The organism is Halomonas stenophila, assembly GCF_014192275.1.
Classification (GTDB): domain Bacteria; phylum Pseudomonadota; class Gammaproteobacteria; order Pseudomonadales; family Halomonadaceae; genus Halomonas; species Halomonas stenophila.
The window spans coordinates 293,387-307,266 of record NZ_JACHXR010000004.1; the positions used below are offsets into that span (position 1 = coordinate 293,387).

At 57.0% G+C, this 13,880-nt stretch carries 14 protein-coding genes; 2 read left to right on the forward strand and 12 right to left on the reverse strand.

The window, feature by feature from the left end; all coding sequences use genetic code 11:
- The first annotated feature begins 392 nt into the window (after positions 1–392).
- The gene (locus tag FHR97_RS09820) at positions 393–797 is read left to right on the forward strand and encodes a hypothetical protein (RefSeq protein WP_183383612.1); all 405 of its coding nucleotides are present in this window, start codon (positions 393–395) and stop codon (positions 795–797) included.
- Between the two features lie 218 nt (positions 798–1,015).
- Here the strand turns inward: FHR97_RS09820 and FHR97_RS09825 are convergent, their stop codons facing one another.
- The 5 genes from FHR97_RS09825 to FHR97_RS09845 form a co-directional block, all read right to left on the reverse strand.
- Positions 1,016–1,327, reverse strand: a complete 312-nt coding sequence (locus tag FHR97_RS09825) for an antitoxin Xre/MbcA/ParS toxin-binding domain-containing protein (protein ID WP_221187752.1) — start codon at positions 1,325–1,327, stop codon at positions 1,016–1,018.
- Positions 1,328–1,820: 493 nt separating this feature from the next.
- Entirely contained in the window at positions 1,821–3,095 is a 1,275-nt protein-coding gene (locus tag FHR97_RS09830) for a Y-family DNA polymerase (protein WP_183383613.1), read from the reverse strand.
- Positions 3,092–3,550 (reverse strand): LexA family protein, encoded by a 459-nt coding sequence (locus tag FHR97_RS09835; RefSeq protein ID WP_183383614.1) that lies wholly within the window; start codon positions 3,548–3,550, stop codon positions 3,092–3,094. The genes FHR97_RS09830 and FHR97_RS09835 overlap by 4 nt, the downstream gene beginning before the upstream one ends.
- 253 nt (positions 3,551–3,803) lie before the next feature.
- On the reverse strand, positions 3,804–4,856 hold the full coding sequence (locus tag FHR97_RS09840) for an endonuclease/exonuclease/phosphatase family protein (RefSeq protein WP_183383615.1): 1,053 nt from the start codon (positions 4,854–4,856) through the stop codon (positions 3,804–3,806).
- 156 nt (positions 4,857–5,012) lie between these two features.
- Positions 5,013–5,672: an SOS response-associated peptidase gene (locus FHR97_RS09845; RefSeq protein WP_183383616.1), complete on the reverse strand. Its 660-nt coding sequence runs from the start codon at positions 5,670–5,672 to the stop codon at positions 5,013–5,015.
- A gap of 709 nt (positions 5,673–6,381) precedes the next feature.
- Here FHR97_RS09845 and FHR97_RS09850 point away from each other — a divergent pair.
- Entirely contained in the window at positions 6,382–6,690 is a 309-nt protein-coding gene (locus FHR97_RS09850) for a hypothetical protein (RefSeq protein WP_183383617.1), read from the forward strand.
- Here FHR97_RS09850 and FHR97_RS09855 read toward each other — a convergent pair whose 3' ends face one another.
- The 7 genes from FHR97_RS09855 to FHR97_RS09885 form a co-directional block, all read right to left on the reverse strand.
- On the reverse strand, positions 6,691–7,167 hold the full coding sequence (locus FHR97_RS09855) for a helix-turn-helix domain-containing protein (protein WP_183383618.1): 477 nt from the start codon (positions 7,165–7,167) through the stop codon (positions 6,691–6,693).
- Positions 7,168–8,232: 1,065 nt separating this feature from the next.
- The gene (locus FHR97_RS09860; protein ID WP_183383619.1) at positions 8,233–9,417 is read right to left on the reverse strand and encodes an AlbA family DNA-binding domain-containing protein; all 1,185 of its coding nucleotides are present in this window, start codon (positions 9,415–9,417) and stop codon (positions 8,233–8,235) included.
- Positions 9,418–9,806: 389 nt separating this feature from the next.
- On the reverse strand, positions 9,807–10,199 hold the full coding sequence (locus FHR97_RS09865) for a hypothetical protein (protein ID WP_183383620.1): 393 nt from the start codon (positions 10,197–10,199) through the stop codon (positions 9,807–9,809).
- Between the two features lie 122 nt (positions 10,200–10,321).
- Positions 10,322–11,110 (reverse strand): hypothetical protein, encoded by a 789-nt coding sequence (locus FHR97_RS09870; RefSeq protein WP_183383621.1) that lies wholly within the window; start codon positions 11,108–11,110, stop codon positions 10,322–10,324.
- A 90-nt stretch (positions 11,111–11,200) separates the two neighbouring features.
- Entirely contained in the window at positions 11,201–11,764 is a 564-nt protein-coding gene (locus FHR97_RS09875) for a hypothetical protein (protein WP_183383622.1), read from the reverse strand.
- 776 nt (positions 11,765–12,540) lie between these two features.
- Positions 12,541–13,182, reverse strand: a complete 642-nt coding sequence (locus tag FHR97_RS09880) for a hypothetical protein (protein ID WP_183383623.1) — start codon at positions 13,180–13,182, stop codon at positions 12,541–12,543.
- Positions 13,179–13,871: an HNH endonuclease gene (locus FHR97_RS09885; RefSeq protein ID WP_183383624.1), complete on the reverse strand. Its 693-nt coding sequence runs from the start codon at positions 13,869–13,871 to the stop codon at positions 13,179–13,181. Before FHR97_RS09885 ends, FHR97_RS09880 begins: the two co-directional genes overlap by 4 nt.
- Positions 13,872–13,880 lie beyond the last annotated feature (9 nt).

The window sequence follows — 13,880 nt, forward strand, 5'->3', positions numbered from 1 at the left end:
ACTGACCATTTTGCCGCCTGCATAACAAGATGAACGTGCCAGCAGCATTTTCCGCCATGTCGGCTTTGGGTCGCCTGCTGCCGCCCCCTAGTACATCAGCGTAGACTAAAGTTTGGCATTCGGCGTGGAGTCTCACTCCGAAAGTTCAGTGCCTCCCAGTTTTTGATGCCTACCGGCTCGAACGGCATGGCTTTCTCGTTCACTGAGCCCGTCAGCCGCTCAGGTTGCTGTCGCTGTCATCGCCATCTGCACTGGACTGCTGCAGCCCAATCCTCTCGTGTCATCATGTCGACCTGACAGCTAACAATCTCTCGTTTACTTTACACCATGGCTTCAAAGCGGTGGCCGTGCCAAGGTTTGTGTATGTGCACTCGTGTAGGGGGTAGATGGCTATGACGAACAAGGACAAGGTCACCACGGGACTACAGGCAGCCGTCACGATCTTGGGCAAGTGGGGGGCCAGCAGTGAGCAGGGCACAGCAATCCTGCGTGTCTCCCTTGACACCTATGCGCGTGCTAGGCGCCGTGATCCAGAATGGCAGGTCAACCTGGATGAAGACCAGCTCACTCGGATCAGCTACGTGCTGAACATCCATGCAGCTCTGCGCGTGATATTCGACAATCCCGAGAACCTTTATGGCTTCATGGCCATGGCCAACCACAACGAAGGCTTCAATGGCCGGTCACCGCTGGAAGTCATCGCCTACGGCGACATTATTTCACTGCGCGAGACGTGGCTGCGCGTGAACATGGAACGCCCTGTGATTGTGGGAGATGAAGGCAGGTTCAATCTTTGACTGCCAAGCGGTCGGGGCGGCGATGGTGGCTCAATCACGAAAGCTTCCTTGGCATACCAGAAAATCATGGTATCCATGGATATCCCTTGGCGGATTCGGTCGCTGAAACAAGTCGACAGTCGTGTTGCCTGGGCACCCAAACAGTTGACCGAGCATATTAGAAAATCACGGTTTCTTTGGACATCTTTTCCGGCTTCTTATCCATCGTCTGGCTCGGATCAGGTGTAAACCCCATGCTCTATCCTGGTTATCAGATCCAGCACTTGCTGAGGGTCTTCTTGCATGACATCGATGGGGCGCTTCCACCCAAGCCCCATTGCCTCATGATGTAACCAGCGGTCTGCCGCTGTTCGATCACCCTCAAACAGCTCGATAGCCGCCCGCCAGACTTCGATTGCGATGTGCCCTTCTGGCTCATCAGTGCCGAGCATCGCCCAATCCTCCTCTTCTGCAGCTGGCTCCAGCGGGTCCTCATGCTTGAGGACGCTCCCCCGTAGCCGATCATGCGGCGTATCGCGTCGATTCGTCATTACAGCCTCCTTCGGGTAACCGAGAAACTGGCCTTTTCTATTTCCCGGTCATTCGCCGTAACGCCTACGATCACCAGTAGACACAGGCGGTGAACCAGGCACACGTTGCGGCTGGCATTCACTATCATATATGCTCATTTGAGTGAAATAGAAAAATCGATCCTTCAAGAGGCCCACCATGAAGATGGAAAAAACTCACCTCAAAGAGCCACCCCACAAAGTACTACGCAGCCGGAAGCGCACAGGGGAATATGTGACGCTGGGCACCGCTAGCATTGTAGGAAGGGGCTTCGCCCCAAGCGAGAAAGTGCGTGAGACACTTCGAATAGCCCACGAGCGATCTAGAGCTACCATCTTCAGGCATCGCCGAGAGCTCTTGGATCCATAGGCCTTGCCGATGAAAGTGCAGCTTGTGTATTGGTAGACCGATACCTTCATCCCAAGCCTTTTCGCATGCGGAACACATACGATGTTCCGATGGAACTTTGGTGCCTCACGATTTCACCCTGACCAGCTCGCTCCACCGCGTCGTGTACCTCGGTGTCCTCCTTTCACACCGTAGCCGCCAGGCATTGTCTTGCCTAGGTACACCTAGCCTAACCTTGTCCCTCCCCAGCTCACGATTCAGTTTGTCGATGGTGCCCATCAACCGCTGACGGCGGATGCGCTCGGCCTCAGTCTGTGGGGTCTCGTCCAGTGAAAGCTGGCGGTGGCCGTCGGCGGTGAGGTCGAGCAGCATCACGCCGGCCTTCTGGTAGCGGTAGCCCTCGAGGAAGATGGCCTCGAGGCCGCGAGCGGCGGCATGAGCAATGTCGCGGGTGTCGTCGCAGGGCCGCGCCAGGGGCACCACGACGCTGTTGCGGTACTGGGGCTGGCTCGGCTGGAAGGGATTGGTGTGCACGAACACCATCACCGCGCTGGTCACGCTGCCCTGGCGGCGCAGCTTCTCCCCGGCGCGGGCGGCGTGCTGCCGAACGGCTTCGTGCAGATCTGCGGGATCGCCGGTCAGACGCCCGAAGGAGCGCGAGACCATGATCTGCTGCTTCGGCGCGGCCATGTCGCCGAGCGTGACGGCGGGGTGGCCGCGCAGCTCCCAGACGATGCGCTCCGGAACTACCGAGAAGGCGCGGCGGATCCGCTTGGGGTCGGCCTCACGCAGTTGCCAGGCGGTTTCGATGCCCATCAGGGCCAGGCGCTCGCCGGTGCGCCGGGCCACGCCCCACAGCTCGGTCACGGGCAGTTCGCGAAGCAGCGACCGTGTGGCGACCCCGTCGGCGTCCAGCAGGCACACGCCCTCGTAGGCGGGAATCTTCTTGGCCGCCCGGTTGGCCACCTTGGCGAGCACCCGGGTCGGCGCGAGGCCCACCGACACCGGGATCCCCGTCCACTGCTTCACCGTCTCGCGCAGGCGTTGGCCGCGTGCCTCCAGCGTGGCCGGATCGAAGCCCTGGAAGCCGACGAAGCTCTCGTCGATGGAATAGACCTCGACATGCGGCGAGAACTCGCCGAGCGACAGCGTCACCCGCCGGCTCATGTCGCCATACAGCGCGTAATTGCTGGACAGCAGCACGGCCTGACGACGGATGTGCGGTGGCAGCAGGTGCATGGCCGCGCCCATTTCGACACCCAGGCTCTTGAGCTCGTTGCTGCGGGCGACGATACAGCCGTCATTGTTGGAGAGTACGCCGACCGGTCGACCTTCGAGCCGGGGGTCGAACACCCGCTCGCAGCTGACGTAGAAGTTGTTGCAGTCGACCAGGGCGATCATGCCGGCGCGCCCGGCAGCGCGTGGACGACGTATGTGACCACGCCCCAGACTTGGGCCTCTCGGCCCTCCAGCGGGATCGGCCGGAAGCTGGGGTTGGCCGCGACCAGATAGTAGCGCTGTCCCACTCGCTCGAGGCGCTTGACGGTCAGTTCGCCATCCAGGGCGATGATCACTACCCGGCCCGGACACGGCTCGAGGCTGCGGTCAACCACCAGCAGGTCGCCGTGGTGGATGCCGTCGCCGCGCATGGAATCGCCCTCGGCCCGCACGAAGAAGGTCGCCGCCGGGCGCTTGACCACATGGGCGTGCAGGTCGATGTCGGTGTCGAGGTGATCATCGGCGGGGCTGGGGAAGCCCGCCCTGACGCGGCTGCCGAGCAGCGGCTGGGTGCTGCCGCCGGCGCTGGAGGCGGCATGGCCGAGCACGCCGGGGGGAGTGTCCAGGGTCAACGACATGCCATGTGCTCCTGCAGATACTATACATGCATACAGTATCCGAGCCGAGAACACATCCTGCAAGCCAAAAAAGCCCCCCCGATCGATGGCCGGTGGGCCGATGACATCAGCCCGCCTCTCACGCCTGGCATGCGCGGCTCAGGGGACCATACCCACCAGTTCTTGATCGCGTGAGGCTCGCCGGCGCCGCCTGCCGTGCGCGATCGACGACGGCGGCTATGGGACATCGTCTCGTCCGAGGCTCCGCCGCGTCTTATTCGCCGCAGAGCAAGCCGCTGCCGCGGATGTCAGCGAGTCGCTCGCCACCGATGCCGCGGATGGCCGTGAGGTCGTCGGGGGCATCCCAGGGGCGACCGGCGATGATGGCGTCGGCTCGCGCTGGCCCCACATGCGGCAGTCGCTCCAGGGTGGTGGCGACGCTGTCGTTGAGGCTGATGCAGCGCGGGCTCTCCCTCGTCGCCTGGCGGCCGGCCGCAGCGCGGATCGGCGTCAGATCGGCCCCGCCGAGACCGAGGTACACCGGGACATGGTCCGAGATGCGCTCGCGGGCCGTGTCATGGTCCAGCGGCAGCAGATCCGGGAAGGGCAGGATGCCGTGGCCGCTGGGGCTCAGGCGCTCGGCGTCGTACCACAGATTGTCGTAGAGGTTGGCGTACTCGCCGATAGTAGTGGCTAGGGTCGTGCGTCCCGCGGTGATCGCCGGCTGGGCGCCGCGTTCACGCAGCGGCGCCCAACCGTCATGATCCGGCGCCAGGTTGAAGTCGCCCATCAGCAGGCGCGGTGTGTCCGGGAAGGTCTCGCCCAGCCAGTCCCAGTAGTCGGCCAGGGCATCGATCTCAGGCAGGCGGTCGCCGACACTGTCGCCGTAGACCACATGGACGGTGGCGGCGGTGAAGACCTGGTCGGTGTCGCGGTCGCGGAAGCGAGCTGAGTAGGGCTCACGGCTGAAGACATCGCCGTGGTCGAGGAAGACCACCGCGCCGTCCGCGTAGGCCACCTCGCTCTCGCGCCACAGGAAGCCGTAGTGCTCGGTGTAGGAACTCCTGCCCAGCTCCTGGCTGGCCATCGACGACCACGCCTCGCCGGACACCTCCTCAAGGGTCGACTCCAGGCGTGCCAGAGCCGAGGTGTCCATCAGTTCCTGGATCGCCAGGAGATCGAAGTGATTGGCGACGTGCGCCACCTCGGGGAAGGCCTTGTCGTTGTTCCACCCCAAATGCTCGATGTTCCAGCTGCCGATGAGGACATCGGCCGGGGCGGCCAGCGGGGTCATGGCGACCACCGTCACGAGCCATCGAATGCGCATCCTGCCTCCACGCAAAAGTCGCCATGGTGGCGATCGCATCGGGGAAGATCAATCGATTCGGCCCGGGCGAGTGGGCAATCGCTGATATCGAGACGCCCGAGTGAGACGCGGGCAGGTTGTCTCTCGTGTCGGGCATGCCAAGAGGCAGCCGTTGCGCTAGAGGGTCACGGGCTCGACGAGATCGGCATCCTCGTGGGCGACACGGTTCACGCGGGTCGACACCGGCCAGGCGGTGAGCACCCCGGCGTCGAGATGGTGCACCACCGAGCGGATGGCCTCGCGCTCGGTCAACGTCGGGTCGAGCCAGGCGGCGAGGCTGTCGTCATCCAGCACTAGGGGCATGCGGTCGTGGATGTCGCTGGCGATGCCTCGAGCGGGCTCGGTGATGATCGCGCAGCAGGCCGTCTCATCCATATAGGGCTCCCAGATCGCGCCCAGGAACAGCGGCTGCCGGTCCTCGCGACAGAGGAAATACGGCTGCTTGCCGCCCTCCCCCGGTCGCCACTCGTACCAGCCGTCGGCGGGGATCAGACAGCGGTGTTTGTGGAAGGCGCCGCGGAAATACTTCGACTCATCCAGCCGCTCGGCGCGGGCGTTGATCGGCTCCGGGCCGGTCTGCCCCGCCCAGTGGGGCCGGTAGCCCCACCACAGACGGTCGAAACGCGGCTCGGCGTCGGGCTCTGCGCGGCGGATGCCGGCGATCCAAGTGCCGGGGGAAATGTTGTAGCGGGGCTGCCAGGCCGCATCGGGTTCAGGCAAGCCGAGCCACCGTGACACGGCCGGCGGCCGGCTGAACAGGGCGAAGCGTCCGCACATGCCGTCTCTCCTCTTCGACTACACAATCGACCTCCCAAGGCCGGTTAGTATATAAGCGAAACATACATGTGCCATGATTAGCGGACCAGGGAACTCCGTTGTGCCGCGCAGGGGAACACATGAAGACCTATTTCATCCGCCACAGCTCTGAACTCGATATCGACCAGGCAATGCTCAAGCATATGTGGGACGAGCAGTATGCCGGAATCCATTACCCTCACGACCGCCATGGCCGCCTGCACGAAGAGGATAACGCCAGCCTCGAACCAGAGGACTACGTCAGCAGTGGCCGGAGCAGCCTGTCCATCCTGAAGACCCTCGGGAATGAGGGCGGCTATGTCTACTCGACCTACCGTGGCATGCCTGGCGCCAAGCTTGGCGTCGTCCGGCCCGGCAGTCAGGTCCAACTACTGCGAGGAACGTGGGGGAGGATGCACGGTCTCCAGGGCCGGGAAGCTGTGCTCAAGGTGATTCGGCTCGACAAGGTGATCAATCTCTCCGCCACAGAGAGCCTGCCGCTGTCGACGGTTCAGCCTCGACAGGGAACGATTCGCCGATGGCGCAAGATCGGCGAGCGCGTGCAAACCCTTCTCGAAGGAAAGCCCTCAGGAGGAGGCGTGGGCAGCCTGACTCCCGATCTCCAGGAAGTGATGTGCATGGAGTTTCTGCGGACAGCGGCCGCCGCCGAGGCCGGGCTGCCGGGCTGCCGGTGCTGCAGTCCACACTCGCACCCATCGGCCGCACCATGCCGGATGTCGACATCTTCGGCCTCTCGACTACCGGCCAGCCGGTGGTTGCCCAAGTCACCTACCACACGCTGGAAGCGACCGCCAAGAACGGAAAACTCGGCAGACTCAACGCCTATGCTCGAGATGGTGCCAAGACCATCATGTTCTGCCGATGTGATGCCCCCACGAAAGTCGATGATCACCTGGTGTTTCCTTTGGGGACGGTGTATCGCTCGTTCTGTGAAGGGCGTCCGGAGGGCAAGGCGTGGCTGGCCGCGGTGTCCAGTTGATCAGTCTTCCGGGTCGCCGGCAGCCTCCAGCAATAGGCGCTCGATGATGTCATCCCGCGATACGCCGCGGCGCCGGGCCAGGTAGCGAAGCACCTGGTGCGCCCGCGGTGACAGGTCGAGCACTAGCGGCGGCGGCGCTTGCCAGTGCGAGGGTGACTCATCGGCTCCCAACCAGTCGATGATCTCCCGGTACCTCATCTCCCCCAACCCGTTCTCGACACCCGCATAGAGTTGCCCACGCTGGAAAGCGTGCTGGACTTCCTCGCGGGAATGCAGCCCCATGGCCTTGAGGTAGTTCGCCAACCGGGTGGGCAGCCCCTCGTGCCAGGGGTGGAGTTCGCGGTATGCCTCCTGACCGTGGTCGATCCAGCTCGCCGCCGTGTCTGGCTTCACCCGGAAGGCCGTGGCAATCTCCTCCAGCGACCAGCCCCACTCGTGCAGCTGATAGGCCTTCCACTTCTGCCTGGGATTCCGCATGCCTCGCCCTCCTGGCCGTGCATCACCCACACGATAGCAAAGCAGCTTGGGCTCGACATGACTGGCATGTAGGCGCCGGCGCGGCGGATGGCATCCGGGATTGGAGGCACGCCGAGGCAGCAACGGGTGAGAGCGGGACGGCGCCGGGCACCAGGCTCTCCTCTCCTCGAGGAGTTGAAGTGGACGTCAGGTGGCTAATGCGAAGCATCAATTAGCGGCAATTATCGGATTTCCGATAGGGCATGATAATCCTTATTCGTCAATGCATTGCACAGCTTCTCGACCAATGCTGACGGATTACCCGTAAGAATCACTTGTAGCAAGCCGACGCCAGGACCGCGGGAATCGACATGGCGAAGGACCCACAACGAGCAGCGGCATCGCATACCAGTGAGAGGGTGACTCATCGGCTCCCAGCCAGTCGATTATCGCCTGGTACCTCAGTGGACACCCGAATATGGCCGCTGTCATCTCCCACCCCGGATTCCCGTCTGGGACTACCCTGTGCCAGGCCGGAGCGGCGACCCGAATATGGCCGCTGTCATCTCCCACCCGGATTCCCGCCTGGTACTGCCCTGTGCAAGGCCGGGGCGACAACCCGAATATGGCCGCTGTCATCTCCCACCCCGGATTCCCGCGTTGAAATGCCCTGTGCAAGGCTGGGGTGGCCACCCGAATATGGCCGCTGTCATCTCCCACCCCGGATTCCCGCGTGGTACTGCCCTGTGTAAGGCCGGGGCGGCCACCCGAATATGGCCGCCGTCATCTCCCACCACGGATTCTCGCCTGGTACTGCTCTGTGCAAGGCCGGGGTGGCCACCCGAATATGGCCTCTGTCATCTCCCACCTCGGATTCCCGCCTGGTCTTCCCTTGTGGGAACGTAAGGTGCTTTTTTTGCACGTAGAAATGTTTACGCAACTTCTTTAGAGAAAACCCACCCCACGGCGACCAAGACTGGAGAGCGACGGCTGTTAAGAAAACGACCAGTTTTGTACGCCAGCTAACGGCCAGAAGCGGTCTTTTAGCGAAAGTCGATGTAACGTTATTCTTGGAACTTCCTGATCCTATGTAGGTCCATTCCCGATTCGTTCTACAAGCTCCTCAAGACGGCGCGAACAGTCGCCTACTTCGTCAACGATGCGTTGAATCGATTTGCCTCCATCCATGTATATACGCGCGACCTCAAGAAGGCGCATCGCCAGCCCAATTTCCCTGACGCTGTGTGCAGCGTCAGGACCAATTGTGTCGAGATCGTAAAACGATAATTGCATCAATTGGTTGCCGACAGATCCGACTTCTGACTGTAGCTCCTCGATTCTCCCAGAGTCCGCCATTTCCTGTGCGCGTTCCGCCAGCGCCGCGACTTTCCTTGATGCCTCTCTAATAGCATTTCTCACCAAACGCAACGATTCCTCGCTAAGAGGAATATGATCAACCGTTTCGGTCTTTAATGAAAATGTCATATCTCTTGCATGGCTTGCCTTACTTTCGAGCTTGTCGCCACATCCCAAGGTCAGCCGAAACGATGCGACCTCATCGAGAGCGCGAGCCACATCATGTATACGTTCATCGATCCCCTTACGAACAGCGATATCAGTGGCAGCTAGTTCCCTAAGATGTCTCGCTTCAGCTTCGTAGTCGGAACGCCACTCCTCTAGCCATGGATTGAGCATACGTTGCTCTGCTGGTGTTTCTGCCCACACAAGGATACGGTTCAGAATCGCACTCAGTTCGGAGAAAAATGACGTCTCCTCGTCATCATTCTCTGCGCTTGGCCCCAAGCGATGGCTCAGGTAGTCGCAGATTAGTGCGACGACTTCATGCGGCTCTGCCGGTCTAGAGGTAGTTATGTGGCGTAGATATGGTTTTCCTTGAGAGTAATAGATTGGCTCACTGCCCTTAGATACGGTAATGGCCAGTACGACGCAGTCATTCTCCATTGCCCACGTCACTCGTGGAGTGACTGCGGGCTTTATTGATCCGCTACATATCCCTTCCAAACGCCTCAAAAGCGTATCTCTTTCCTCAGCGTTGCCCACTCCTGCAAGGCCAACCAAGTCACCATTGTCCTCCACCCCCAGCAATATCGTCCCAGTATTTGATGTTGCGAAAGCCGCAATTTCCTTGGCAAGGTCGCTTGCTTGTTGGGGAAACTCTCTCTTGAATTCCATCTCCTGACCTTCGCCCTGGGCCCGGAGCATGGGGAGATCTCGTGAGAAGGCGTCATCAAACCATTGCGCATCATTCATTTGGCCGGTCCAGCAATGAGGTGAGGAAGAGGTGCAGCCTCGTCCGCCGGTTGGGGCCCCTATTCGCATGGCCCTGTGATCCAACAGATATTAGACCGCATGGTCTGATATTGGATGAACGCGCATGCACGTTCAACGATGTTATACTGTATTCTACACTCTTTCTAACACTTTTAAATTCGGAAACATTGAGTATACTCGGCACTATAAAACCGATCATCGTGCCTGCTGCAGTTGCCGGCATCTCGGCTTCGCGTCGACAGCTGCTGTAGTTGCTCAATCAGCATAGCCGAAGGTTCCTCATCCGGCCAGAAGCGGCCCTTCAGACCGTCCTGATATAACGCCAAGCTAAGCGGCGCGCGATAACGCGTCCTTGCTTGAGCGCCTTATTATGCGAGTAAAGAAGATACACTTAAATAATATCCGGTAGGAAACACGATACATGCTGCGGTTATTCTATGAATCCAGGAGTGAAAGCCCAATGCAGGCCCACGCATACCTAACACGATAGTAGCGATAGCACCTACAATTTGTAAGACAAACCATGAGATGACGCCTGCCACCCAGCCCGAATATAAGCCGATGTATATTGCCGGCCAGATAGCGCAAGGTATCGAAGCGAACATAAACAAAGCCGACACAGGATGCTTTATTATCAATGGGCTATTTATACCGCGGGGATCAAGCCGATCTCTCCGCAAAGCCTCCATCATCACATTACCGGTATAGACCATTAACAACACAGCAGCCAAACTTCCATTGCTTAAAAATTCTTCAAACATGATTCTTCCTTACGCATAACGCCGCTGTATGGGGCATTTTTTGTGTAGTGGAGTTTTTTGGGTAAAGTGGCGAAGCCAGCCAAAAACGGAACGTAGCAAAAAATGTCCCTATGACAGCTTTGTTAGCTTTTAGACTCAACAATTTTGCCCCCACTATTTTTTGCATACTCTATTGATAGCTCCACAAGCTTCTTCATCTCCATAGTCCAATACCAAAGGATTTCAGCCAGTTCTTTTGGTTCCAGCGTAATCACTTGCCCAGAAGTAAACTCTTTGCTTCGATCAGTGAACCTAAGGCCGACTTGAGTTTCATGTTTCGTGACAACACCAACCAATTCAGACATGTGACATTTCCTTTCCCCATCCTTATCGGTTAGGACCATATTCATTCCCCGCCACGAAAGAACCAAAGCTGATTTTGGTTTATTATTGTAGTCGTTTGTCGATACCACCCACCCTCTATGAGCCAAACAGTTTCGGGTTTTGTTAATTGATTTTATATGATTAATATATTCCGGCTCAACAGAAAACTGTTTTCTTAAATGCTCCATCTTTGAAGGGAACGGCAATTTTTCAAATCTCTCGATATCTTTTTTTACCACTTCCAATGACGGAGCCTTCTTTTTTAAGACAATTAGACAAACGAATAGCTCTTCGACAAAAATATGAAATGCCTCAAGGGCATCCCTAAAAGCAGTATTAAGGACCCACTCTTTGTAATTTTCTTTGAAATTTTCAACCGTGCTTTTGTCTAGCCCATCCTGCAATAATTTCAAATTAGTTACTGGTGTAAGCTGGTAGTTGCAGAGCTGATCATCTTCAGCTGAATTAACACCCAGCCCCATAAAGACATATGATCTCCGAACGCCCTTTAAGCCTTTCTCTAAAATTTTATCAAAATTGATAGTCATTCGAGCAACCGGTGAAAGCTAAAGCGCTCGGCGCAGCGGGCAAATTGGAGCGAGGAACGAGCGGAAATTTGATCCGCCTGCCGCCGCTTGTTATGTGTTGCCATACCTTTCAATCGCCTCTTTACAAAGCTTGTCTACATGCGCAATCACAATTAGTGTCTTCCCAATTATGTCTTTGAATTCGTTTCTCATTAGCTCGGCCATAAACTCATTATTCATCCACGACTTATAGTGCTCTCTTTTGCCTTGTCGATTCGCATGGCTTAGATCACCATATATAAAAACGTCCATTAGCTGGCGGCGGCTAACCATACCATTAACATTGAAATGTGAGTCGCCGTCCAAAAACTCATTAAGCGCACCTTTTGCTTCTTTAAACTTCTCAAAGAGATCATCGTCATTAATCCCATGACGGAAGCTCTTTTCCATATTTCTGAAGGATATACTCTCGTTTCCCTGAATGAAGAATCTAAAGGTCAGCAGATATGCATCAATAGCCTCCTGGTCAGGCCCTCGATGAACAGCAACCTGTCCGTTTTCAGTCCAACTAATGTCGAGACCTGTCGGTTTAGCCATCTCTTTCGCAAATGTGCTTTCCAGGAGCTTCCTCGCCTTTTCTCTAAAGAGAATGAATGGCTCCATATTCTCGCTCATCCGCACCTCTTGTACACATAACAGGTATTTTAGACTACCGGCTCGTTTATTGACTTGAACGCGCTGGCACGTTCATTCGGGTTACACCGCATTCCATTCACGATCTATCCCCTTGAAATTTAAACAAACCAAGTATAATAGCTCGGCAGCATAACATCGATCATCGTACCGGCTGCATAACACGGCTGAACGAGCGTGCCGCGTTTGCCGGGAGGGCCGCTTTGGGTCGCAAGCTGCACATCAGCATAGACTAACATTCCTCATCCGGCCAAACGCTGACGTTGGCGAAAGGCAGAAACCAGCCTAATCCAAACGAATGACGATTATATAACCAACTTGCCGTGATGGTCTCAATATCTCGAGAAAAACTGTAGTTTTTAAGAAACAGTCGGTGTTGCCAGCACACAGATGAATGTGTGTTGACCACTTAGGTTCTGGCATGTTCAACGAGCAGTTCACTGCAAGGAAGCTCTATGGCAGATGCCAGCTATTTTCGGAGTAGGCCAGTTGCGCGAGAGTTATGCATCTTTCTCTCGTGACAAATCCCGTCTCCTCCGCCTCCGCCGGCAGCATATATAGAACGTCGAGCGGTAGCTCCTTTCCTGCAAGTCTCAATTCCCTTTTCAGTCGGGACAGAGGCTCGCCAGACGGACCAACGATCAAAATGTCGAAATCGCTGCCTACACCGAACAGCGAAGATCCAAACATGAAGGATTCGAATTCCCGCAAAGACTCGCAGGATTTAATCAAGTATCCCGCGACTTCACCTGCCGTCATTAACGGTTCCGCAACAGCACCTTTAACTCGTCCCATTTCATTACCTCGCATTCAAGGCCCCGTCCTGCCTCGATGGCATTCTGAGTGGGATGCCCATTAGGATTGATGTTCCAGGCAATATCGATGGGGCCGAAACGATCCCAGAAGGAGCGAATGGAATCAGCTGTCGGCTCGTACTCCATAACCATGCCTACCCGAAAGGTGCGCCCACTGGCGAGCGTCATAGTAAAGACGCGATCAAACTCTCTATCGAGGTCCGTAATGGATCTCATTTGCCTGATGAGCCGGTACGAGAAGAAGTAGTCCTTATGGGCAGCAGTCTTTACGTTGCCTTTGTAAATGGCGGAATTGAGTGTGCCGGCGCTTCCCCAGCCTATTGTCTTGCTTTCTAAATATCTGATCGCCCCGCCTTCCCAGACACACTCCTTCCGATATCCGCATAGGAAGTCCATGTCGGGATAATACGCGTGGCATTGCATCGCTAATTCGTCGTTGATCGTGTAGGCGGCCGAGATAACACCAACTACGTCTGGACGATCAGGCATAGTGATCCTGATAGCGTCATCGCTGACATGCTGCGCCGACGCTGCTCCGTGAGTTGCCAAAATGTTTTTTAGTGCATAGTTCACCTGCCAGTTCATGCGAATACTCCATCCATATCTGCGGGATAGCGGATAGCACCGCCTGCGACACCACAAACGTGACGTTCTGATAGACCTCGCACATGTTCTTGGTATCGAGCGAATGTCTGTCGCTCAGCTTCCGTCATGTGATGCAGGTTTGCCTTGATGATGGCTTGGATGCGGAAATGGTTAGGCAGAATGACACTTCGCATTCTCTGCTCCCACGTTTTAGCCGATTCAGATTCCGGATCGTATTCGAAGCTCGACCCACCGGAGGGCGCGAACTCTTTCCATACAGCCTTGTTTTCGGCCATGGCGGCGACCACGGCGTCTCTAACTTGGCTGCGCTCATCATAGGCACAAATTCCTTGCTTTTGTGCCAAGGTAGCGAAATGGTTACTTTTCCAACCTAGCAATGTGCCCCGGCTATAGCTATCGGGATCCTTGTCGATAATCCTATGGCAGGTTGGGCACAACAAAATAAGGTTTTCAAAGGAGTCAGCTTCGAACTCTCCGGCGGGCCTTTGTTCGTGGCGCGGCCCCGTTTCTCCGTGCGGAATCACATGGGCCATTTCGGCTAAATGCTTATCTCCGCCCATTTCAGCTGGGAAAAGAGGCTGGAGGCACTCGGGGCGTTGGCAATGACCCGCAGCCTTCGAAAACAGGCGCAGTTTCGTTTCTGTAGGTATATGTTTTCGATCTGCCATAGTTGGGAG